The following is a 21,401-nucleotide window of genomic DNA, read 5'->3' on the forward strand; positions in this document are numbered from 1 at the left end:
GGAGTCCTCAATTTAGTTTGACGCGCGGATCCACCGCAGCAATAAGTAAGTCAGTGATTAGGTTAAACAGGGCATAGGTAATGGTGATATACATCGTCATGCCCTTCAGCACCGGAAAATCACCATTATTAATTGCTGAAATCATCAAATCGCCTAAGCCTGGAATACTAAAAAATCGCTCCATCAAAAAGGCTCCCAAAATCAAAAAGGGAACCGCCACAATCGTGAAGGTCAGAATCGGAATCATGGCATTTTTGAGGATATGCGTAAACAGAACCCCTCGTTCACTCACCCCTTTGGCCCGAGCCGTGCGGACATAGTTGGCCTGCATTTCATTCAGAAAAATGGTGCGGTAGATCCGCACATCAGGCCCAATGGAGACCACGATAATAATCAGCCAAGGCAAAGCCAAATAAGGAATTGCATCCCATCCTGGGGCATAGCCATTGATGGGAAACCATTCCAACTCATAGGCCAGGAAGTACTGCATGGCAATGATATAGACCAAGTAGGAGACGCTCATGGCAATCACAGCGGTGGCGGTGGAAAAGCGATCGATCCAGGTGCCTCGGTAATAGGCGATCATCATCGCAATCACGATATTGATCACCAATCCCAACACGAAGGGAGGGAGCGTCAAACTCAGTGATACCAAAGCCCCACTGGCGAAGGCTTCACTCAGTCTCTCGCCAGTGAAATAGGACTCTCCATAATCAAACGTCACGATTTGGCGCAGAAAGTCGAGAAACTGCTTCCAGAGTGGCTGATCTAGCCCCCATTGGGCTTCGAGATCTGCAATGGCTTGGGGGGTTGCATGCTGGCCTAAGGCAATCCTTACCGGATCTTCTCCGGCCACGTTGAACAACACGAAAATAATGACCGCAACTCCCAGGATGGTGGGAATGATGTATAGCAAGCGGCGAATAATATACCCAACCATTACTTCAATCCTTTGGCTTTGGCCTCAGTATCGATATCCAAAAATTTAGAAGTCGAGCCTAGCATCAGGTTGGGTTTGGAGTTGAGGAGCCATTTCTGGCGCATTCCCACATTAATCCGGGCTTTAAGAAAGACAATCGGTACATCTTCTTTCAAAATCAAAGCCATCTTCTCAATAATTTTGTTGCGCTCTGCACCGGGAGACATGCGTCGCATCTGTTCGTAAAGCCGATCATATTCAGGATTTTGGTAAGACCCCGCATTCGGTCCCGGTGCCTTATTCGGGCCATAGAACAGTTGATAGAAGTTTTCTGCATCCGGATAATCTGCCCCCCAGCCGCTACTGGATAGCTGAAAACTTCCGCCTTCCTTCCGTTTCAGAAATTCAGAGAAGGTTAAAAACTCTCCTTTAAGCTGAAAGCCAGATTGGGCCAGTTGATTGCGTAAGAACTCATAATTCTGCTTGGTAATCTTATCTTGCGATGGATACAAGATCGTGATGGGCGGTAATCCTTTACCGTCTGGATATCCTGCTTCTTTTAACTTTGCTTTCGCTTGGGTTGGATCATGGGAATACCATTTCACCGGAATCGTTTCTTCACTTCCCGCAATGGGTAAGGGGACAATGGTGTTGAGGGCAAGACCCCGACCATTTTCCATTTTCTCAATATAGGTAGGGGTATCTAGCGCATAGGCTAAGGCTTGACGCAGCACTTTATTTTGCCCAAAGGTTTTATCTCTAAAGTTAATGGTGATGTAAAACGATGCCAGATCATTGGCCGAAGCAATGTTGAACTTACCTGCGAACTCACCCTTTAGCTGAAATTTCTCTCCTACCTTTTCAGCCATTTTGGAAAAATTATCTCGATCAATGCCAATGGAATCCAGCTCACCCTTCAGAAATTTGAGCATTCGGGGTTGCGCTTCTTCAATTAAAGGAATCCGAATTTCATCAATTAAGGGCAGTTTTTCGCCTGCATCTTCTAGCAGCCCCTGGCTTTGATCCTCTGGCTCTCCTTCGGTAGGGTATGTGCCATGATAATTGGGGTTTTTCTTGAGCACCATTACCCCTTTGCGCGGATTTTTATCCAGGATATATGGCCCTGTCCCGACGCCGTGGTGTTCCAATTTGCGGCCATACTCTTCAACGGCTTCTCTGGGAACGATGGAGAGAGGACTAGCCGCAAAAGACATCAATAGCAGGGGATCCTGCTCAGTCATGACAATCTTGAAGGTATGGGAATCTACCTTTTCGATACCTGGGACGTTTTCCTGGTCATAGTCGAGATCTTTTTGCTGCCGAGTTTTTTCCCTAAACTCATCTAGCCCTTTAATCCGATTTTCTAGCAGGGTAGGGTAACTTTGGGGGTTAACATTGACATCCGCAAACCGCTTCAGGGTGTAAATCACATCATCGGCATTCAGTTCCCGACCTTTGCCGTCTGGGAAACAGGGATCATCATGAAATTTGATGCCTTTCCGCAATTTAAAGGTGTAGGTGAGCTTATCCTCGCCCAATTCTGGCATGGTCTCTAAAAGGTTGGGTACCAACTCATAGGGACGTTTGAGATAGTGATATTCCAAGAGAGGGTCATAGATGTTGCTGATAATCCGGGCGGAAGCCACATCAAATTGCTTAGGGGGATCGAGGCTTCGATAAACTGACGCCCGAAACGTATCTAAAACTTTGACACCCGTATCCCCTGCACCTTGTCGTGGCTGACATCCCAATGGCACTGCCGCTGTGGTAATCAGTAGGGCCGATAAAACAACTTGGGGAGCTTTTTGCCAGATTGAAATTTTCTTTACAGCCATAAATTCAGACAACGCTACATTAACGACAAATCCATCAGTGGGACATCATCAAACCGTTGAGACAAGATTAATGGGAAGTTATGGTTTGATCAAATCTGAGTGTCCATTAGATCGTATTGTGGCACTGATGCCTAAAATTCGCCCTCTCAGACAGCAGAAACCACCTCATTATCGCTAGCGACAATGGCTGGAGCTAAGCTGCTAGCGATGGTTAATATCTGATGTGCAGCGTGACTGAGGCTCTTACCGTTTGTTCACCCCCGACCACAGGGGTGGATGCTGCTTCTCCCCGAAACACAGTTGTTGCCTGAAACGGAACCGGAGGCGGCACGGGAGCATTGGCCCCATTAATTTGGATGCTAATGACGTCTTTGGCAGAGAGATTGAGCGCAGTTAGTACAGCCCTGGCCTGAGCTTGAGCATCCTGGGTGGCCTTGGCTAAGGCTTGTTTTTGAGCCGTTGCGATCGCATCTTCTGCAGCAACAAACGAGACGCTATCAATCCGGGATGCTCCTGCCTTCACGGCATCGTCCATGAGTGCTCCCGCTGATTCAATACCGACCCGAAAACTAACCACATTACTCCCCCGATAGCCCACCAATCGTCGCTGACCATTATTGGAGCTATAGTTGGGGCTCAGGTTAATTCCCGTGGTTTCCAGCTTGTCCACCTTACGGGACTTTAGAAGAGAGACAACGGCAGCCGAACGGCTGGCGACCTGTTGCTGGACTGCCTCTGCCGTCCTGCCTTGAACCTCTACACCCAATCGCACTTGAGCTTCAGTGGTCTGAATATTTTCAGCCCCTTTCCCAGTAACCGACAACACTCGATACTGCCGTTCTGAAATCGTGGGCAGTTGGGGTTGGGCATAGATGGGTCCCGATAGCCCTAACAGCATCGTTATACCTAACAGACCAGAGCAAGCAACATGTTTCATAGGATATTGAGTTGAGTCATTTGGAAATCAGAACAGCACTGTTGGCATTGCATAAGGACAATCGTCATCCCACCAGAGCTGTTAGTTTAGTTGTCTCCTAATATACTTTTTGGGTTCCGAAAAGCATGTTCTCAGATACACCTGAACACTTGGATACAGAGGCTTGGATAGCCCAGGCATGATGATTTCAGAGTACCGACCAATGTGAGTGAACAATTGTGGCAGGACTACTGGATGGCCTGTCTCGCCATTGCGATCGCACGGTCTTTCTGGGGATCTTGACCTTGGGCATAGGGGATAGGGAAGGGCACGACAACATCTGGCGTCACGCCTACCCCCTCTAAGCGAACCGTTTTATCGATATACACATCACTCACTGCAACGTATAGCAAACTTTGATCTGGCATCAGATAGGGACGTCCAGCCACCACTGCCCCCGCCGTGGGACTCCCGACAACGGGGCCAATCTCATATTGCTGAAAGCCATAGGCCAAAATTTCCTTGGCGCTGCGACTGCCTTCATTTACGAGCATCACGACAGGCTTATCCCACTGTCCCTGGTAGGTCGAGGTGGCCCCATGCCTTTTAATACTGGTCAAACTGGGCCCTCTAGCCGTGAACAGATGAAGTGCCGTCATCGGATCTCCGCCCCAACCATCTCTTAAATCAAGAACAAGGGCATCGGCATTCTTCAAACGACCATAAATCACTTCATCTTCTAGCTCTTGCTGATGCTGGTCTCCAGCCAAGGACCAAACATGGATATAGCCAATGCGTTGACCATCCGTTTCAATTACCTGCACACTATTAGCGATGGCTTCGACAAACATCTGGGTGCAATCGAAGCGCTTCGGCGTTACTGTGATGGTTTGTTGATCGTTAGGGTCTGCCGTTCTTTGAATTCGCACCTTGATGGGTTGGTCTGCTTTGCCCTTAAACGACTGAATCGCCTGAAAAGGTTGACCTGCCACATTCACGATTTGGTCTCCCACTTTGAGACCTGCCTTGGCAGCTGGACTGCCTTCAAAGATAGTTTTAATAAAAGTTTTGTCTTGAATCGCCTGGGTGACAATACCAATGCCTTCGTACTGAACCTTTCCCTCAGGAAACGTGGATTTGAGCTGAGTGCGTAATTCTTTAATGCGGGGATAAAAAATACCCAGTACCTGATAGTAAGCAGGTTCATCCACGGTAAACAGGTGAGTATGAGAGGTCTGCAGCCGATCCAGCATCTCGTTGATCGCCTCAGCTTTTTCTGCCCGAGATGATGCCTTGGCTACCTGGGACTCATATTGCGATTTCAAGGCTGCCCAGTCTAAACCATTGAATTCCGGATCATAAAAATTTTCATTGACGGTGTTCCAAACCGCATCCAGCAAGGCTGGCTGTTGAGAAGAAACAGAGGACATCGACCCCTGAGCCAACCACAATGCCAGCCCAGCCGCGAAAAAAAAGCTTAGAAGATGGCTTCTATAAAGCTTCAATTTTTCAAAACCAGTCTTCATGATGATGGGGCTCGTCTACAATGGGCTGCATTGCCAAGATGGCTATTGATCGCCATTCTGGTGTAAGCCGGATTTAGAGTTCCCCACTATCCCAGGCATTTTGGGAGTTCCCCACTATCGTTTGATCGGTCGCTGTTGTAAGAACCGCTTACGCTCAATATCTCGATGCTGCTGCCTTTGTTTGAGTTGCTGCCTAAATTGCTGCTGCCGTTGATTTAAGAACTCATCAACTTGTCGATGTTGATTCAGCCGGAGTTGGCGATGGAACTTTAATTGTTGTTGTTGCAGCCCTTGCTGGAGAAGAGGTTGCTAGTGCAGTTGGTGAGGATTGCGCAGGGGGTGGGCAAGCAGAGGAAATGACACTCCCAAAATAATAGGAGACGCCAACAATACACTACTGAAGCAAAATGCTTTCACTGAACTGATCTCTGCCCCTAGTGTAGCGAGTTTGAGGCCCGGCTAACCCGATACTGATACTGTCTTTTTGATTCGAACCCCCTCCTTTGGGTCTTCGGAGTCCCTCTTCAAAGCACTCAGGTCATTCACCAACATCCCGAATATCGTGAATATTCCAAGTGACTTTCCCCAATGCCGTATATTGGGTTCCTTCAAAGTTATTACGAACGGCTGCTAGGGCCAACGGATTTATTAAGTATATAAAGGGCAAGTGTTCCTGAGCAATTTGTTGAGTTTTGGCATAAATGGCTTTCCGTTTGGCCTCATCTAATTCCTGGGCTCCTTCGATATAGAGATCGGCTATCTCTTGCTCCCAGTCACTCACGGTAAAGCCTTGAATCGGCTCACTAGGAGGCTGAGGTTTTTGGTTAAACATATGCAATCCCCCTTCTGGGGACCAGACATTCGCGCCAGTATTTGGCTCCAAACTGCCAGTCAACCCCAACAAGGCGCAATCCCAATCGAGGGAGTCATCTAATTTATCCACCATTGTGTTGAAGGCGATGGGGGTATAGTCCACCTTCATACCAACTTTGGATAAGTCCTGTTTAATCTGAGCACCTAAGGTACTGCCTGCGGGTGCCATCAGCGTAAAGCGGACTTTGTTACCCTGATCATCCAAAAGCTGTCCTTGTTTGTTCGTTTTAAAGCCCGCGTCTTGGAGTAACTGTTTGGATTTCTGGAGATCATAGTCGTATACCTTCAGCCCCTCTTCTGGGGGCAGGTAATACGGGCTTTGTACAGAGATGGGAGAATTCTGGGTCAAGCCTAAGCCTTGGTAAGTATTGGCGAGAATCCGTTCCCGATCAATGGCATAGGCCACTGCCTGCCGAAATTTAACGTTGTTAAACCATCGGGATTTGATGGGATTGACTAGGGGCTTATTATTTCTGCGGCCCCGATTGAGGTTAAAGAAAACGAAGGTTGTACCAAAATCGGGCCCGCCTTCATAGATGGTAAAGTTTCCAGACTTTTCTTCCCGCTTTAAAAGAGAAAACGTACTGGCCCGCACCCCCACTGAGTCTAAGCCCCCGGTGCGGAACTGCAGTAAGGCCGTATCAGGGGATTCAACAATTTTCCAGATAATGCGCTCAATGTTACCGTTCGCTCGACCCGGAATTTGATAGCGCCAATAATTGGGGTTGCGTCGAAACACAACCCGTTGATTGGTTTCGTAGCGTTCCAGTTGATAGGGACCGTTGACGATAATTTCTTTGGGGTCTGTATCCACACCCCAAGCCGAAATAAACTGAGGATTGCCTTTGCTATCTGGTGTATCCACCAATTTCTTGAGGGCATGAGCAGGCAGAATGCTGATTGCGCCTGCCGTTCGCAAAAACGGGGCGAAGGGTTCAGGAATCGAAAACTCCACTCGCTGGTCATCTAGTTTTCTGACCTTGGGCAAGGCCCGATTTTTACCAACCCGAAGAACATCGCGAGTATCCGTGGGAATGGCCTCATTCAGATAGACATCGTTATAGGAAAAAACAACATCATCCGCCGTCAATGGAGTCCCGTCTGACCATTTCAGATTCGGTCGGAGGGTAAAGATAATTTTGAGTTTATCGGCAGAGAATTCCCAAGACTCTGCCAGGGCAGGCTCAATCTCACCTGTTAGACCATTCTGGGTTGTTAATCCTTCATAGATTAAGCCGAAGACGTTGTTGGCTTCTTTACTTTGCGTGGAATTAAACGTTTTAGGGGCACTCAGTAGGGTATCGACATACTGGGGGACCCGTGCCGTTTGGGTTTTGAATTGGGAGAGGCTACAGCCAGGGAGTGCGATCGCAACTACCAATACCAAACTCCAAGCCACCCATCGTCGCAGAAAAGCCATACAGTTCACAGCCAACGTTTAACGCTGAGTCTGATGGTAGCGTACAAGTCTGTTGGAAATGCCAAGGGAGTTTAAGTCGGGTCAGCAGCAGGAGTACTTTCCGTACTGACAGGCAAAACAGGGGGCTGGATATAATCTGTGGGAGGTTCTCCAGTTAAAGACTCTAGAAAGGCGACAATATCCCCAGCTTCCGAATTAGAGAGATCTTTCCCCAACTGAGTGTTAGCCATTTGCACCACAGCCGCTTTTAGCGATTTGACAGAACCATCGTGGAAATAGGGACCTGTCTTCGCTACGTTGCGCAAGGATGGCACCTTAAAGAGCATTCGATCATACTCATCACCCGTGACTTTGTAGCGTCCTTGATCCTCTTGATTCGGCCAAGGATTAACTCGACCTGCTTTTTGATAGGTGTTACCGCCAAAATAGGTGCCGTTATGACATTGGGCACAGCCTGCATCCACAAAAAGGGTTAGACCCCGTTTTTGTTTGGCATTTAAAGCGGTTTGATCACCTGCAAAATAGCGATCAAAGGGAGCAGGGGTAACGAGACCTCGCTCGAAGGCACCGATGGCTTGACCGAGGTGATCGTAAGTAACCGACTGCTTATCTTTGGGAAAGGCTGTGGCAAAGGCTTCCACATATTCCGGCATGGAATTGAGGACTTTCAGGACCTGAGCCTCGGAGGGCATCGCCATCTCCACCGGATTGAGAATCGGGCCTTTCGCTTGAGCTTCTACATCGGCAGCACGGCCATCCCAAAATTGGGCCACATGGGCAGCAGCGTTATACACCGAAGGAGAGTTACGCCCTCCGAGCTGCCCTTTATGGCCAGGGGAAAAGGGTTGGTTATCAACACCATAGTGATCAAGCTGGTGACAGCTATTGCAAGAAATATCCTGATTTTTACTCAGGCGCTTTTCAAAGTAGAGACTGCGACCTAAGTCCACAAGTTCAGGATCGGCAGGTTGCTGCTGAGGGTAGAAATTCTCAGGTAAGGGAGGACCAAATAGTGCGAGGTTGGGAGCTTCATCTGCGATAGCAATTTCCGATCCGCGGAGGAATATCAGCAAGGTCGCTGCCACTACCACCCAAAACACAATAAATCTATGGATCTTATCGCGGTTGCCGTGATGCCATTGCAAAGTCATGGGTCACTTCTCCTCTCAAAAACGCGCTGGGTCGCGAGCTGCGCTCCATCCAAATTTTATGAGTTAGCCAAAAGTGAATGACGACCCGTAAGAAAACGTGATAGCTCCATGACGTTTTGGCACAAAACCATACATAGCTTCGAATTTCGCAAGAAAAGGTTGAACTAGGGAATCAATCCTTCAATATCGTCGTTCTTGAATCAGGGCATGTTCTTCGGGCAAGACCATTTTGGTATCGGACTCGATGGGGGTATTTACCGTGGAAGCTTCGACGACCTTGGCTTGGCGCTGCCGTTGATCTAAGGTGCGGCTGCGGGCCTGCATAAACAGCCAAGAATCGGCTCGACTGTGACTGCAATTATATTTGGAGGCGGTGATCCAAGACCGCTTCTTCGGCTTCTTCGACGGACCCTAGCATTATTTATGCGATCGCATAAATAATGCCTGCATAACGGTCATACAAAGTCGACCGTGCGGCTTGATTCTGTTCAGCTACTTGGTGGATTAAAACCAAGTCCTCACTATTGTGTTGGACGGTCATTCCCGAGTTAAACTCACGTAATTCCAACAAATTTTTCGAGAAACAGATCCAATCATCAACTCCCAGCGTATACCCCTAAAGATTGGTGAATCAGAAGAAGTTAACGGCGAAGTTTGTCCAACCTCGGACAAACTTCTGTTGCCCATTCTCAGTCCATTTTCAGCTTAATTTTTATGGAAATTGAGTGGCGTGGTTCATAGGACTTGGCCTCTCGTTGGGCAGCATTGCCCCAGCCATGGACTCAGATCATGATGATGGTGCAACCCATACCAAGAGCCGCAATCTCAACCTGACGGACTTATATGTATTCCCCAAAGACAATCAAAATTCCCATGTTTACAGTGCTTTTGCTTTTTTTGACCAAGGACCATAATTCATCCGCATTCATGCCGTTGGTCGACACAACCTGAACTTCTCCATTGTGAATCATTTGGGTTTTATGACTGGCTGAGCAAATCACCCTCACACAGGTGTTAGTAAGCCACACCTGTGATGCGAGATAGTCTGCGAGGTCCCTTCAGCATGGGATTGAAGGATGATCTGGATTATTTCAGAAGAGATTTGACGGCGATAATAGAGAGTATCAAAAGTGTCACTGAAGGTTTGTAGACAGTGCAAGCAGCGATTGGCTGCCTTTGCTGATCTTGCCATGTTTGTGGGTCTTAGAATGACCCCATAGGGGACATTGCATGAGGGAATAGGATCACTCAACTCCCTATTGGTTTAGCAAACCCACACTTTTTTAATGCACGACCCAAAGGCTTAATACTCTGATGGAATCGAGGTAATGGTGTCCCGTTACCATACCTACATTGGCTGTATTGTCTTTATAAATAATCGACTTGGAATGTTCTCCAGAGCTTGCTTAAAAGCCTTGAGATGTTCTGATCGATCTTAAATATTTAGGTCTCTAAATTTTCCATTTGTAGGGTCATTATTTTCTACATTGAATATAAAATAGCCCTGGCTCTTGAGGTCAAAATGGTCGGCATCCAGCCATTTAGAGCGGCTTTAACCTAGCCAAATCCCACTCCAGCAAGTGTTTCCCTGTGTTTGTGTTCATCCATGTATCTGAATCGACTTATTCACTTTAAGACCCTGTTGCTATTACGAGAAGCATTTACTTCGCTCTTACCCGTCGTCTTAGTGATGAATATTGTTGTCTTACTGTCAGGTTTATCTGACGTGCTGGCATCTCAGGGTGTCGTAGCAGAGGGTTTTATCAACGGAAATGAAGTTAGTCGACTCTACTTCTTTCTAGTCCCGTTTTTTCTCAACATTTCTCTGAGCACTTTGATGGCCAAGGAGAAAGAGCTTGATCAGGTCAGTACGATTCTGATTTCAGCCGTTTGCTTTTTGCGCGTATCGGGCTTCTTATTCATTAATTCAACCGGCCAAATCCTCTCTTTTCAGGGCTCCGTGATCACCAGTATCCCAGCCACACTGGTGGCGGTCACGCTGCTCCATTATTTCAGTCGATTCTCGTCTCTACAATTTTTTCGAGGTCGATCTGAGGTGAGCCCAGTCCTCCAAAGAACGCTAAACCTCCTGATTCCAGGGCTCTTGACAATGTTATGTTGTGAGTTGGTCGGTCATGGATTTCGGCTATTTTTTAAGGCCGGTGTTTTTAGCGTTTTATTCGCAGCCCTACCTAAGCTTCAGGACATTCAAGAAGTCATTCTCTTTAAACTGATTTCTCAACTCTCCTGGTTCTTCGGAATTCATGGCGAGTACAGTGCCGATGGTTTATTTCGAATTTTAAATGAGATTCCATCTTCCCAAGCGGGCAGTATTCACTTCAAAGTCTTACATGATGTATTTATGAATATTGGAGGCTCTGGCTCTACGTTTGTGGTGCCATTAGCAATTCTTTCCCTGCCTGGCTCTGCTCCATTTAAATCCATCGCTCAGCTGAGTCTGCCGTTTGCCCTCTTCAATGTCAACGAAATTTTATTGTTCGGGCTGCCGATTATCCTCAATCCACTCTTTTTGGCACCGTTTTTATTAGCCCCCCTCATTAATCTGGCCATTGCTCTGACTGCAATTCATCTAGGGGTATTCACTCTCAGTGCCCCTGCCATCAACTGGATGTCTCCTCCCTTATATAGTGCCTATGCAGCCTCTGGAGGCTCGGGAGGGGCCGTACTGACCCAGTTACTTTGTATCGTGATCGATATGAGTATCTACTATCCATTTCTGATTCTGGCTCAGCAACAATCCAATACTCCGCTGAATCTAAGCAAACGCTTGCATAGTGATGCTTACCAATTTGTTAATACAGAACTCAATCGTCAGGAAGAGCGACGCTTTATCACTCAGAAAATGGATCAAGTCAGAGGAATGGAAGAGGCCCAGCGCCTGCTACAGCAACTCAAAGGTGGGCAGTTTATTCTTTACTTTCAGCCTAAGGTAGATGCCAAATCGAAAGCACTCGTGGGCTTAGAAACATTGCTCCGTTTTCAAGATGCAGGGGGTAAAATTGTCCCTCCTACTTTTTTGCCTATCCTCTACCAGCAAGGGCTATCTAAGGCCGTGGATCAAAAAGTGCTGTCGCTGGTTTTTGACCAGATCAAACAGTGGCGAGGGGATGGTCAACGATTCCCTCAGATTAGTATTAACCTAGATAAAAATTTTTTATTAGATCCACCCTCGGTACAGGCTCTTATCGCTCAAGCCAGACAAGAAGATATTTGCTTTGAACTAGAAATCACTGAGCATACCTACACTTCGGAAGTGCAATCTTTAGCATCAGTGGTGCGGGACCTTCGAGCGGCAGGACATCAAATTGCAATAGATGATTTTGGAGCAGGCTATTCTTCCCTCACCACTCTAGTGTCTCTGGAAGCAGATTCGGTCAAATTAGACCGAAACCTCGTCGCCGCGCCTGAGGGGGAAAGCCAGCGGGGACGTGTGTTACTGGAATCTAGTGTAAAGCTCTGTCATGACTTAGGATTTGCTGTGGTGGCAGAAGGGATTGAAAGCTCAGCCCAGTTAAAGTTAGTGCAGCACTGTGAGGTAGATTTTGTGCAAGGGTATTACACGGGCAAACCCATGCCCTCAAATCAGGTCAGTCGCTTATTTCATGCCTAATCGAACGTATTAGCCTGCCCCCAAATCAGCTAGCCATTTCCATCAGATGAAACTGCGTTGGAATTCAGGTTGAAGTAACATCAACTTCAGATCCAGCTGTTTTACACAACAACCGTTCAGGGGGCTGTGGACCAACGACTGAACTAGGGAATTAACCCTTCGATATCAATAGGAATATCATCAATGGGCAGATCCTTGAGGGGGTTATCACCATCAATGTTGATGGGCAAACCATCCTGAGGAATTTTTTCCAGTAAGGCAGTGGTAACGGCATTTGCGATCGCAACCGACAATTTACCCTCGGCATTCTTAGAGGTCACGTCCGTTAGCTCAATATCATCAATATCGAGATTTTCTTCTAAATCAACAATGGCATTAAGCTTAATCGAGGCTTTGATATTGCGGATACTCAAACGGCCAATTTTAACCACCTTTTCATTGCCGCTGCTTTCGGGCTGTTCCTTTTCTTGCAGGGTATCCACCACTTTCACCAAATTATTGTCGGGAATCTGCTGCTCTACCTTCAGATCTAAGCCATTAACGGTCAGGGCCTCAAGTTCGACCTGATCTTGCCAAAGGTTAGAGAGCTGAAAATCTAAATCCAAATTCTGGACTTTAACCAAATGAGGGGTGGAAAAGCCCTGGGGGTTTTTAAGGGTAATGGCCTTAATAGTTAAATCGCCCGCAAAGGGCTGAAAATTTAGACCTTCTACATCCGTGCTCACCCCCGTCGTATCTTGGATAGCCCCTTCTAAGGCCGACTCCAGAATGGCATTGCGACTAAACCAGCCAATTCCTAATGCGAGAACTGCGATCGCAACCCCACCACCCAAAATCTTTAAAGCACGCTTTGCCATAGCCACCCTGCACCGAGAACTGCCGTGCTACCACGGCAGTTCCAGCTTATCCCACAAAAATCCAGCTTGGGAAACTAGCTGTTGGATTCGTTGATGGCGGTCCATTCCGTATGGAACGTTCCTTCCTTATCAATCCGTTGATAGGTATGGGCACCAAAAAAATCGCGCTGGGCCTGAGTTAGGTTTTGGGGCAAGCGATCACGACGGTAGCTATCAAAGTAATCCAAAGAGGCACTAAAGGCCGGGACCGGAATCCCCAATTGAGCTGCCGTAGCCATCACTTCTCGCCAGGCGTCCTGCCGGTCCAAAATAGTCTGCCGAAACTCAGGAGCAAGCAGCAAATTTGCCAAGGCCGGATCATCAGCAAAAGCCGATTTAATTTTGTCCAAGAAGCCCGCCCGGATAATGCAGCCGCCTTTCCAAATCCGGGAGATTTCACTTAAATTCAAGTTGAACTTGAACTCCTGTGACGCCGCACTCATCAAGGCCATGCCCTGGGCATAGGAACAAATCTTAGAGCAGTAGAGGGCATCCCGAACTTTGCCGATAAAGGCTTGCTTATCGCCGCTAAAAGTCGCCGTGGGACCCGTCAGGATTTGAGACGCTTTAACCCGCTCATCTTTGAAAGATGAGGTAATACGGGCATTCACAGCGGCTGTAATCGTGGGGATGGGCACACCCAATTCCAAGGCACTCATCACAGTCCAGCGACCTGTCCCTTTCTGGCCTGCCTTATCCAAAATCAGCTCCACTAAAGGCTGCTGAGTATCTGGATCAACATAGGTGAAAATTTCAGCCGTAATTTCAATCAAAAAGGAATTTAGCTCATCCGTGGTGTTCCACTCACTAAAGACCTGATGCAGTTCTGTATGACTCAGTCCTAGAACATTTTTGAGCAGGTCATAGGCTTCAGCAATCAGCTGCATATCGCCATACTCAATGCCGTTATGGACCATTTTGACGTAGTGACCAGCACCCCCTGGGCCAATATAGGTGACACAAGGCCCGTCATCCACTTGAGCTGCAATCTTGGTCAGAATCGGAGACAGGTCTTTATAGGCAGCTTCCGTACCACCAGGCATTAGGCTGGGACCGTTGAGGGCACCTTCTTCACCGCCACTGACGCCCATACCAATAAATCGGAGGCCGACGGCTTCTAATTCTTCTGTGCGTCGCACGGTGTCCCCATACAGGGAGTTGCCGCCGTCAATCAACACATCGCCGGGTTCCAGCATTGGCTTGAGCTGCTGAATCACAGCATCCACTGGAGCACCAGCTTTGACCATGATCAAGATTCGCCGAGGACGTTCGAGGGATGCGACCAGTTCTTCCGGTGTAAACGCGGCGACTACTTGTCGTCCCTGGGCCCGCTCTGCCATAAAGGCATCTGTTTTTGCTCGTGTGCGATTGTAGACAGCAATGGGAAAGCCATTTCGCTCAACGTTGAGGGCTAAATTTTCCCCCATAACGGCGAGGCCAATTAGTCCAAATTGTTGCTGGGGCATAAGGAATTTGCTCTAAATAGTGAGAGTCACAATGCGTTGACTACAGGGTAGCTCGATCCCCATGGGAACTACTGGAAGAAGAGATTAAAAGACGCCGAGAATCATTTGAGAATGGGTCAGGCATTGCCCAAATCAATGGCTCTAGGTCCTACTCAAACCCTCAAGTGGCATAACAGAATCGCACGGCTTGGAGTCGGTCACTTGCAAAAAGTGCGAGGCGTTATGGGTTAGCGAAGGAGGCTCTTTCCACTCATCAGAAATGGCCTAACATTCCAATGCTTCTCCCATTGAAAGACGAGCTAGTTCTTGAAGTTAAGCAAGCTCTGTTATATAGCCCTACGAAACTATGTTAGTACTATTGATATAGAAGATATCCCTACATTAGTATGCCAGCACCCTATAGTTATGACCTTCGTCGTAAAGCCGTTGATGCCTTCAAGAATGGTGAACGGAAAGTCGATATCTGTCGAATGTTGAACATCAGCCGTAATACCTTGCATCTATGGATAGTCCGCGAAGAAGCTACAGGTGACTGTCAGGCGATTACCAACTACCAACAAGGGGCTCGCCACAAGATCACAGATTGGGAGCGCTTTCGTGAATTTGCTCAAGAGCATGGGGGTAAAACCCAGGCCCAAATGGCTAAGCTATGGGGGGATAATGTCACCCAGCAAAATATCAGTGATGCCTTGAGAAAACTGGGATTGAGTCGAAAAAAAGACCTATGGCTATCGAGAACGAGATGAAACACAACGTCAAGCATTTATAGAACGATTACAGACCAAACACCCTCATCAGATCGTCTATGTAGACGAAGCGGGTATCGATAATCGAGCGGACTATCCTTATGGATACTGCCCTGTGGGTCAACGATTTTATGACCTCAAATCAGGCAAGCGGACAGAGCGAGTCAGTTTTATTGCTGCGCTCAAAGAAGGCCAGTTATTTTCTCCCATGACCTTTGAAGGGTCTTGCAATCGGTTGTTATTCGAAGCGTGGTTACAGCAGAGTCTTATATCCCAGTTACAACTTGGCGATGTGATTGTGATTGATAATGCCAGTTTTCATCATGGCCAGAGGATCGAAGAAATCGTAGCTGAAGCAGGCTGTGAGATTTGGTATCTACCGAGCTATTCTCCAGATCTCAATAAAATCGAGCGATGGTGGTTTGTGCTCAAAAACTGGATGAAGCAGCGGTGGGATGAATTTGATACCTTTCGTGATTGTGTGGATGCTGCTTTCAAAGAGCGTACTAACATATATCCGTAGTGCTATACCTAACAATTACGCCTTTCTCGTGTTGTATTGATCTCAGATCTTAGAGGCTGTTTGAGAAGTTTTAGTACTCCTGCGCCAGCCTTCGAACCATGAGTCGAATCATCGCCACATATGCGAGCGCTTCAGTTGTTCTGGTCAAAACCTCATAATCTTTATTAAGACGTCGAGACCACAACAACCATCCAAACGTCCGTTCTACAATCCATCGTTTGGGAACAACCTGAAACCCCGCTAGATTATCTGAGCGTTTGATCACTTCCAAGACATATTGAAAACGGTCCATTACCCACTTCATAAAAGCTTGTCCTTGATAGCCAGCATCGGCCCATATCCGAACTAGACGGGACAAACTCGCACCTTGGCGTCGAGCTTTCCAAAACAGCATTTTGGCCCCTCGTTGGTCAGAGATATTGGCAGCAGTGACCATCACCATCAAAACCAGCCCTAAAGTATCAACGAGCACATGACGTTTACGACCTTTGACCATTTTCCCACCATCAAACCCAATCGAGTGATACCAATTCCATATATGTGTGACTTGTATTATGGGAGTAGCGCGTTGCTGATACTTATCCCTCATGCCCAGACCCTTACGAATTGATATCTGTGAAAGTGAAGACACACTCAAACGTTTATTACGTCAACAATCCTCCGGTCGTCGCAAAGAACGCTTGCAAGCCCTCTACTGGCTCAAAAGTGGTCAAGTCACCACTCGCATGGAGTTGGCAACCCTGACCGGACGAGGGGAATCCACGGTGTATCGCTGGATCAAACTCTATAAATCAGGGGGATTACAGGCAATGCTGGAGATTCCTACCTCTCCTGGGAAGCCCCCCATGATTGGTGGAGAGGTCCTCGAAAAGCTGAAAGCTCGTCTAGCTGACCCCAGGGGCTTTGAGAGCTACGGGGCGATTCAACAATGGCTTTTAGATGAGTGTGGATTAGACGTACCCTACAAAACGGTTCATCAAACCGTGCATTATCGGCTCAAAGCCAAGCTCAAAGTTCCTCGACCTCGCTCACGCAAGACAGAGGAAGCTCAACAACAAGCCTATTAAAAAACTTCCTCGTGTGATTGAGGTAATGACCCGCTATTTTGCCCAAGGACACCCAGTGCGCTACTGGTGCATGGATGAAAGCCGCTGGGGACTCAAGACACTCACGGGTCGGGTTCTAACGTTGCGGGGTGTCAAACCTGTGGTGACGGTACAGTGGCCCCGAGAGGCTTTCTGGCTCTATGGCGCTGTCGAACCTCTCACAGGAGACAGTTTCTTCTATCGGTTTTCTCATCTCGATAGTGTTTGTTTTGAGCGCTTCCTGGAGCAATTCAGCTTGGCGTTTCCCCAGAGTCTCAATCTGATGCAAATAGATCAAGCCGCAGCCCATATGGCGACTTGGGTTCGATGGCCTGAGAATGTGTTGCCGATTGTACAGCCGTCTCATAGTCCAGAACTCAATCCGGCAGAGCGATTATGGCAGGACCTAAGAAAGCCTTTCAAAGGCAAAAACTTTGATTCTATTGGGGCACTGGAGACCGCTTTATTTGAGCATATCAATACCCTCTCCCAGAAGGTGGTGGCTTCTCTAACGGGATATTCTTATATCTTGGATGCTTTGACTATAAAGGTCACTCAATAAGTGAATTGGTATGACACCGAGGATTGCCGACTTTAACCGATTGAGCATCGCAGATGGCGGCACTGGGACTTGGATGACGGTCTTCACTCACCCGCTCTTGCATGCGTAGATGCTCATTGATGTGGACCCAAGTCCCATCATCACGCCACCTTCGAAAATAGCTATAGACCGTTGACCAACAGGGAAAGTCATGAGGTAGCTGTCTCCACTGGCAACCCGTAACCACGAGATAAAAAATGGCATTGAGAACACTGCGCATATCAGTGGTGCGAGGTCTACCTCCAGGTTTAGCAGCAGGAATCAAGGGCTCAAGTAATTCCCATTGCAGGGTGGTGAGGTCGCTATCATATGCTGTAGGCATTGCTCTCTAGGTCCTGTCCAGTGTTTGTGTATTGACAGATTTAGTACCTTGAGAGCTTTACTCACTTCTCAAACAGCCTCTAACGAACTGCGTTCAACAGGTTGCAGATCAAAGACAACGCGCATCATGGTATGTCGATTATCCTATGCAAGTGCTGGTTAGGCAGGAGTTTGCATTGAGCTATATGACTGAATCAGGACTTCAGCAGGAATCCCCAGATTTTGATTTAGTTTCCGAATCATCTCTAATGTTAATGAGCGCTTTCGAGATAGTATTTCTGACACCCTTGCTCGACTACCCAGGCAAGGTTCTAAGTCTCGACGAGATAAACCACGAGTATCCATGTAGTAGAGAATGGCTTCAATTGGATCAGGCGCTTCAATCGGGAAATGCCTTTCCTCATAAGCTTCTACTAGTGTACTGAGTATATCCAGTCGATCATATGCAGGGGTATTGGGTGGAGCATCAAACAGCATCTCAATTTCTTTCAATGCTGCTTGATAATCAGCCTTAGTTCTAATTGGGCAAATTTCCATACCTATTCCTATCTTTAAACCGTTTCTGCATCTACTTTGTCGTACTCTGCATGAGTGCCAACGAATCGAATAAAAATAATGCTGATATCGTAGCGAATTGAAACAATCAGGCGATACGTATTTCCTTTGATATTGAACACAACACGGTTATTCGCAATGATACTGGCGTTACGATGAGCGGCTTTGATATCGGCTGGACTTTTCCAATCTGCATGTGATGCTTCGTAATACCAGTTTTTCAAGGATTCTTCAGCATCTGAGTGCTTTTCCCAAAAAGTTCGGAGGGTGCTGCGAGACAGGATACGCATACGTTTATAGTACATTGCTCCCAATATGGGAGCAAACTGCAAATGATTAAAAAGTGAGCCTTAACCTCAAGGATAACCGGGCCGGGAGTTGACGTGAACGAGCGTAGCGAGCCAGCCTGGCTGTTCCGGCTCCGGTTCATCCGTTTGTTATGTCGCCTTTCGGGTTATGTTACCATTCGACCAACGCATAGATGAACACAGGCTTTCTCGAACGAATTAAGGAAACAGCATCATCGAAAGACTCGACACAATTTTGATTGTATTCGTCTGGTGATAGAGACTGAAGCACATCCCGACATTTATTGCCCACGATTATTGCAAACGGTTTTGAACATGATGACGGTCCGATATCATGCCACCCAGCCCGCAAAGCTTCTGTACCCGTCATCGGATACCCAGGCATAGATTGAATACCATCGGCCAAGATTGTAGCCATTGCCACGGTATTCCTCCGGAACGCCACCAGTGTGATACGAGGCGCTACCATCAATCTCCGTATAGGGCTGCCACTTACCATTTACCTTTTCATGGAGAGTTGCCGTAAGCCCACTATCGGAGTACGAGACGCCGACGTAACTGAGGGGATTGTACCCCTTGCTCTTGGTCTTTTGGTCACGACCTTTGATCGAGTTGATGTGGACAGCCAGTAGTTTGTTTCCTTGGCGGAAGCTCTTAAGTAGTTCGTATCGGACCCACGGACGTGCGTACGTTTGAGAACCGATGAGGACACACGTCACCGACGTATTGTTAACCGCTGCGTTGATAAGACGTTTGATCGCGACCGGGCCAGTCTTTTTCGCAAACTCCCATACAGATGCGTCAAAGAACCCAGCCGATTTGCGGTCAGGCTTCATGAGCCAGTGATTCCGAAAGACATTCGCGCGGAAGTCAATGACATCTTGGTAGTGAAAGCTAAAGAAAACGCGTTTCGCCATCCATATTCGCCTTGATGTCTAACTATAAATTAGGAGGCAAATTTATTCTTAACATAAAATAAATTAACAGCTTATTTACCTCCTTAAGCCAAGCCTTCTCTACACTAGCACCACAATATAAAGACCCAGTTTTACGGAAATTTTTCGATATGCAAAAATTATAGTTGATTGCCTAAAAAGAATATAGAAAAGGCATTTTCGGTGTATCTGTCATACAGGAATGAAGAATGTTAATAGGCAAAATAAATAACCGTATAATTTTCAATATCAGTTGTTATCAGGTACTCTATGCCACCCCGCAAACTCCTTGTCCAAGTCCGTGATGTAATACGAACCAAGCATTACGAGTACAGTACCGAGAAAAACTATATGCAGTGGATCTGACGCTATATTCCCTTCCAAAACAAACGTCCTTCCCAAGAAATAGCCAAGCCCAAAGTTGGAGCCTTTCTTACTCTCGATACAATAGTGACAGTGCATAGTCGTTCAACATATGACACTTTCACAGGCAGCCCTCACTCAACCAAATAACCATTTGTGGTCCGTTGCTAACTATCACCACATGGTCGAGGCAGGCATTTTAAGTGATTGTCATGTAGAACTGCTCCAAGGCAAAATTGTCGATAGGACACCCGAAGGTCCACTTCACACCCATAGTGGTGAAGGCACCGCTCAGTTTCTCCGCCAACATCTTCAAGGACAGACATGGATCCGAGAGGCGCATCCGATTACCTTAAACACTTCTAAACCGGAGCCAGATCTTGCCATTGTTCGCTTACCCTGGTCCCAATATCGTCAGCGTCATCCAGACCCCAGTGAAGTGTATTGGCTGATCGAAATCTCTGACTCTAGCATAGCGATTGACTCCGGCTATAAACTCAAAATCTATACCAGTGCTGGAATCCCTGAATATTGGATTGTTAATTTACGCAAACAACAAGTCAGTGTCTATCGACAGCCTGAGTCAGAGCATTATCGTTCTGTAGAAACTTACCAAGATGGTGAGCTGACGCCCTTAGCCTTTCCAACGTTAAGGGTGTCTGTGTCGCTTTTACTCGCTCAAGAGGTCTAAAGACATGGATAGCAGTCATCAGTTAGTCTCTCGACAGCGCTTCTCTTTTTTTTCCTTAGCCGTACAAGCCTATCGCCAAGGCAGGCTGGGGGACGTAGCCGCTTATAAGTCTGCAATATTAGGCACTCAAGCTTATCCAGAGATTGCGGACAAGCTCTCCAGATTAACAACCTGCTTTCCCACCATTGACTTGGCAGCCTTAAGAACCCTACCAGAAGGGACCTTTGGACAGATCTATGCCCAGCATATGGATGGGTGCCACCTAACACCATTGGACATTAGCGCAGACGTTATAGCTTCATTGCCAGACCAATCTTTGGGACTGCGCTATACCCTGCTCCATGATGTATTTCATGTGCTGTTAGGATATGACACCAGCCTTGCCGGAGAAATGGGGGTATGGGCTTTTGTCGATGCTCAGCACTATAGTCCTAGCTATCAGACAGCCGCCTGTCTGGCCCATTACTTATACCCTCTGGTCATTCCGCACCGATACCGACAACTACGCGCCATCGAGCAGCACAGTCGTAAACTTGGACAGCAAGCAGCCTGCGTCATCGCTCATCCGCTTGAAGACTATTGGTCAGAACCTCTTTCTACGGTTCGTTCTCGCCTGGGGTTAGCATAAAGAATTCGACCC

The 21,401-nt window shown here is 47.4% G+C and carries 17 protein-coding genes and 3 pseudogenes; 5 read left to right on the forward strand and 15 right to left on the reverse strand.

Annotated features, from left to right (window positions below; translation table 11 throughout):
- Nucleotides 1-7: 7 nt before the first annotated feature.
- From AM1_RS09315 to AM1_RS39740, 8 genes and pseudogenes are all read right to left on the reverse strand, one after another.
- Nucleotides 8-940 carry an ABC transporter permease gene (locus tag AM1_RS09315; protein ID WP_012162584.1) on the reverse strand — a complete coding sequence of 311 codons (933 nt, stop codon included), beginning with the start codon at nucleotides 938-940 and terminating at the stop codon, nucleotides 8-10.
- Nucleotides 940-2,754, reverse strand: a complete 1,815-nt coding sequence (locus AM1_RS09320; protein ID WP_012162585.1) for an ABC transporter substrate-binding protein — start codon at nucleotides 2,752-2,754, stop codon at nucleotides 940-942. Before AM1_RS09320 ends, AM1_RS09315 begins: the two co-directional genes overlap by 1 nt.
- A gap of 211 nt (nucleotides 2,755-2,965) precedes the next feature.
- Nucleotides 2,966-3,691 (reverse strand): SIMPL domain-containing protein, encoded by a 726-nt coding sequence (locus tag AM1_RS09325; protein ID WP_012162586.1) that lies wholly within the window; start codon nucleotides 3,689-3,691, stop codon nucleotides 2,966-2,968.
- A 227-nt stretch (nucleotides 3,692-3,918) separates the two neighbouring features.
- Nucleotides 3,919-5,196, reverse strand: coding sequence for a S41 family peptidase (locus AM1_RS09330; RefSeq protein ID WP_012162587.1), 1,278 nt, complete (start codon nucleotides 5,194-5,196; stop codon nucleotides 3,919-3,921).
- A gap of 538 nt (nucleotides 5,197-5,734) precedes the next feature.
- Nucleotides 5,735-7,489: an ABC transporter substrate-binding protein gene (locus AM1_RS09335; RefSeq protein ID WP_012162588.1), complete on the reverse strand. Its 1,755-nt coding sequence runs from the start codon at nucleotides 7,487-7,489 to the stop codon at nucleotides 5,735-5,737.
- Nucleotides 7,490-7,560: 71 nt separating this feature from the next.
- Nucleotides 7,561-8,640 (reverse strand): cytochrome-c peroxidase, encoded by a 1,080-nt coding sequence (locus tag AM1_RS09340; RefSeq protein ID WP_012162589.1) that lies wholly within the window; start codon nucleotides 8,638-8,640, stop codon nucleotides 7,561-7,563.
- Between the two features lie 180 nt (nucleotides 8,641-8,820).
- Nucleotides 8,821-8,964, reverse strand: a complete 144-nt coding sequence (locus AM1_RS43155) for a hypothetical protein (RefSeq protein ID WP_012162590.1) — start codon at nucleotides 8,962-8,964, stop codon at nucleotides 8,821-8,823.
- Between the two features lie 552 nt (nucleotides 8,965-9,516).
- Nucleotides 9,517-9,872: pseudogene (locus AM1_RS39740) on the reverse strand (IS1 family transposase); the annotation flags it as partial.
- Between the two features lie 374 nt (nucleotides 9,873-10,246).
- Between AM1_RS39740 and AM1_RS09350 the strand changes: the two are divergent.
- Nucleotides 10,247-12,271 (forward strand): EAL domain-containing protein, encoded by a 2,025-nt coding sequence (locus AM1_RS09350; RefSeq protein ID WP_012162593.1) that lies wholly within the window; start codon nucleotides 10,247-10,249, stop codon nucleotides 12,269-12,271.
- 143 nt (nucleotides 12,272-12,414) lie between these two features.
- Here AM1_RS09350 and AM1_RS09355 read toward each other — a convergent pair whose 3' ends face one another.
- Both AM1_RS09355 and gndA read right to left on the reverse strand, forming a co-directional pair.
- Nucleotides 12,415-13,128 carry a DUF748 domain-containing protein gene (locus AM1_RS09355; protein WP_012162594.1) on the reverse strand — a complete coding sequence of 238 codons (714 nt, stop codon included), beginning with the start codon at nucleotides 13,126-13,128 and terminating at the stop codon, nucleotides 12,415-12,417.
- A gap of 74 nt (nucleotides 13,129-13,202) precedes the next feature.
- Nucleotides 13,203-14,633, reverse strand: a complete 1,431-nt coding sequence (gndA, locus tag AM1_RS09360; RefSeq protein WP_012162595.1) for an NADP-dependent phosphogluconate dehydrogenase — start codon at nucleotides 14,631-14,633, stop codon at nucleotides 13,203-13,205.
- A gap of 386 nt (nucleotides 14,634-15,019) precedes the next feature.
- Between gndA and AM1_RS39745 the strand changes: the two genes are divergently transcribed.
- A protein-coding gene (locus tag AM1_RS39745) for an IS630-like element ISAcma31 family transposase (protein ID WP_076611717.1) occupies nucleotides 15,020-15,902 on the forward strand; the annotation gives its coding sequence in 2 pieces (ribosomal slippage) (nucleotides 15,020-15,346 and nucleotides 15,348-15,902; 882 coding nt in all).
- Between the two features lie 70 nt (nucleotides 15,903-15,972).
- Here the strand turns inward: AM1_RS39745 and AM1_RS09375 are convergent.
- Nucleotides 15,973-16,425, reverse strand: a pseudogene (locus tag AM1_RS09375) (transposase); the annotation flags it as partial.
- A gap of 64 nt (nucleotides 16,426-16,489) precedes the next feature.
- Between AM1_RS09375 and AM1_RS39750 the strand changes: the two are divergent.
- A protein-coding gene (locus tag AM1_RS39750) for an IS630-like element ISAcma28 family transposase (protein WP_076611764.1) occupies nucleotides 16,490-17,549 on the forward strand; the annotation gives its coding sequence in 2 pieces (ribosomal slippage) (nucleotides 16,490-16,966 and nucleotides 16,968-17,549; 1,059 coding nt in all).
- A gap of 7 nt (nucleotides 17,550-17,556) precedes the next feature.
- Here the strand turns inward: AM1_RS39750 and AM1_RS09390 are convergent.
- The 4 genes and pseudogenes from AM1_RS09390 to AM1_RS09405 all read right to left on the reverse strand — a co-directional run.
- Nucleotides 17,557-17,910: pseudogene (locus AM1_RS09390) on the reverse strand (IS5-like element ISAcma5 family transposase); the annotation flags it as partial.
- Between the two features lie 158 nt (nucleotides 17,911-18,068).
- On the reverse strand, nucleotides 18,069-18,446 hold the full coding sequence (locus AM1_RS09395; RefSeq protein ID WP_012162602.1) for a helix-turn-helix domain-containing protein: 378 nt from the start codon (nucleotides 18,444-18,446) through the stop codon (nucleotides 18,069-18,071).
- Between the two features lie 14 nt (nucleotides 18,447-18,460).
- On the reverse strand, nucleotides 18,461-18,754 hold the full coding sequence (locus AM1_RS09400) for a type II toxin-antitoxin system HigB family toxin (RefSeq protein ID WP_012162603.1): 294 nt from the start codon (nucleotides 18,752-18,754) through the stop codon (nucleotides 18,461-18,463).
- 350 nt (nucleotides 18,755-19,104) lie between these two features.
- Nucleotides 19,105-19,689 (reverse strand): TIR domain-containing protein, encoded by a 585-nt coding sequence (locus AM1_RS09405; RefSeq protein WP_041659529.1) that lies wholly within the window; start codon nucleotides 19,687-19,689, stop codon nucleotides 19,105-19,107.
- Between the two features lie 493 nt (nucleotides 19,690-20,182).
- Here AM1_RS09405 and AM1_RS09415 point away from each other — a divergent pair, with 493 nt between their 5' ends.
- Together AM1_RS09415 and AM1_RS09420 are read left to right on the forward strand one after the other, a co-directional pair.
- Nucleotides 20,183-20,761: a Uma2 family endonuclease gene (locus AM1_RS09415; protein ID WP_041659536.1), complete on the forward strand. Its 579-nt coding sequence runs from the start codon at nucleotides 20,183-20,185 to the stop codon at nucleotides 20,759-20,761.
- 4 nt (nucleotides 20,762-20,765) lie between these two features.
- Entirely contained in the window at nucleotides 20,766-21,389 is a 624-nt protein-coding gene (locus tag AM1_RS09420) for a Coq4 family protein (protein WP_012162605.1), read from the forward strand.
- Nucleotides 21,390-21,401 lie beyond the last annotated feature (12 nt).

The sequence above is a fragment of the Acaryochloris marina MBIC11017 genome, assembly GCF_000018105.1.
GTDB classification, from domain to species: domain Bacteria; phylum Cyanobacteriota; class Cyanobacteriia; order Thermosynechococcales; family Thermosynechococcaceae; genus Acaryochloris; species Acaryochloris marina.

Bases quoted from the DNA above. Each gene is read 5' to 3' on its own strand.
- AM1_RS09325 (WP_012162586.1), bottom strand. From the start codon at position 3,691: ATGAAACATGTTGCTTGCTCTGGTCTGTTAGGTATAACGATGCTGTTA.
- AM1_RS09330 (WP_012162587.1), bottom strand. From the start codon at position 5,196: ATGAAGACTGGTTTTGAAAAATTGAAGCTTTATAGAAGCCATCTTCTA.
- AM1_RS09395 (WP_012162602.1), bottom strand. From the start codon at position 18,446: ATGGAAATTTGCCCAATTAGAACTAAGGCTGATTATCAAGCAGCATTG.
- AM1_RS09350 (WP_012162593.1), top strand. From the start codon at position 10,247: ATGTATCTGAATCGACTTATTCACTTTAAGACCCTGTTGCTATTACGA.
- AM1_RS09405 (WP_041659529.1), bottom strand. From the start codon at position 19,689: ATGGCGAAACGCGTTTTCTTTAGCTTTCACTACCAAGATGTCATTGAC.
- AM1_RS09335 (WP_012162588.1), bottom strand. From the start codon at position 7,489: ATGGCTTTTCTGCGACGATGGGTGGCTTGGAGTTTGGTATTGGTAGTT.
- AM1_RS09400 (WP_012162603.1), bottom strand. From the start codon at position 18,754: ATGCGTATCCTGTCTCGCAGCACCCTCCGAACTTTTTGGGAAAAGCAC.
- AM1_RS43155 (WP_012162590.1), bottom strand. From the start codon at position 8,964: ATGCAGGCCCGCAGCCGCACCTTAGATCAACGGCAGCGCCAAGCCAAG.
- AM1_RS09415 (WP_041659536.1), top strand. From the start codon at position 20,183: ATGACACTTTCACAGGCAGCCCTCACTCAACCAAATAACCATTTGTGG.
- AM1_RS09315 (WP_012162584.1), bottom strand. From the start codon at position 940: ATGGTTGGGTATATTATTCGCCGCTTGCTATACATCATTCCCACCATC.
- gndA (WP_012162595.1), bottom strand. From the start codon at position 14,633: ATGCCCCAGCAACAATTTGGACTAATTGGCCTCGCCGTTATGGGGGAA.
- AM1_RS09420 (WP_012162605.1), top strand. From the start codon at position 20,766: ATGGATAGCAGTCATCAGTTAGTCTCTCGACAGCGCTTCTCTTTTTTT.
- AM1_RS09320 (WP_012162585.1), bottom strand. From the start codon at position 2,754: ATGGCTGTAAAGAAAATTTCAATCTGGCAAAAAGCTCCCCAAGTTGTT.
- AM1_RS09340 (WP_012162589.1), bottom strand. From the start codon at position 8,640: ATGACTTTGCAATGGCATCACGGCAACCGCGATAAGATCCATAGATTT.
- AM1_RS09355 (WP_012162594.1), bottom strand. From the start codon at position 13,128: ATGGCAAAGCGTGCTTTAAAGATTTTGGGTGGTGGGGTTGCGATCGCA.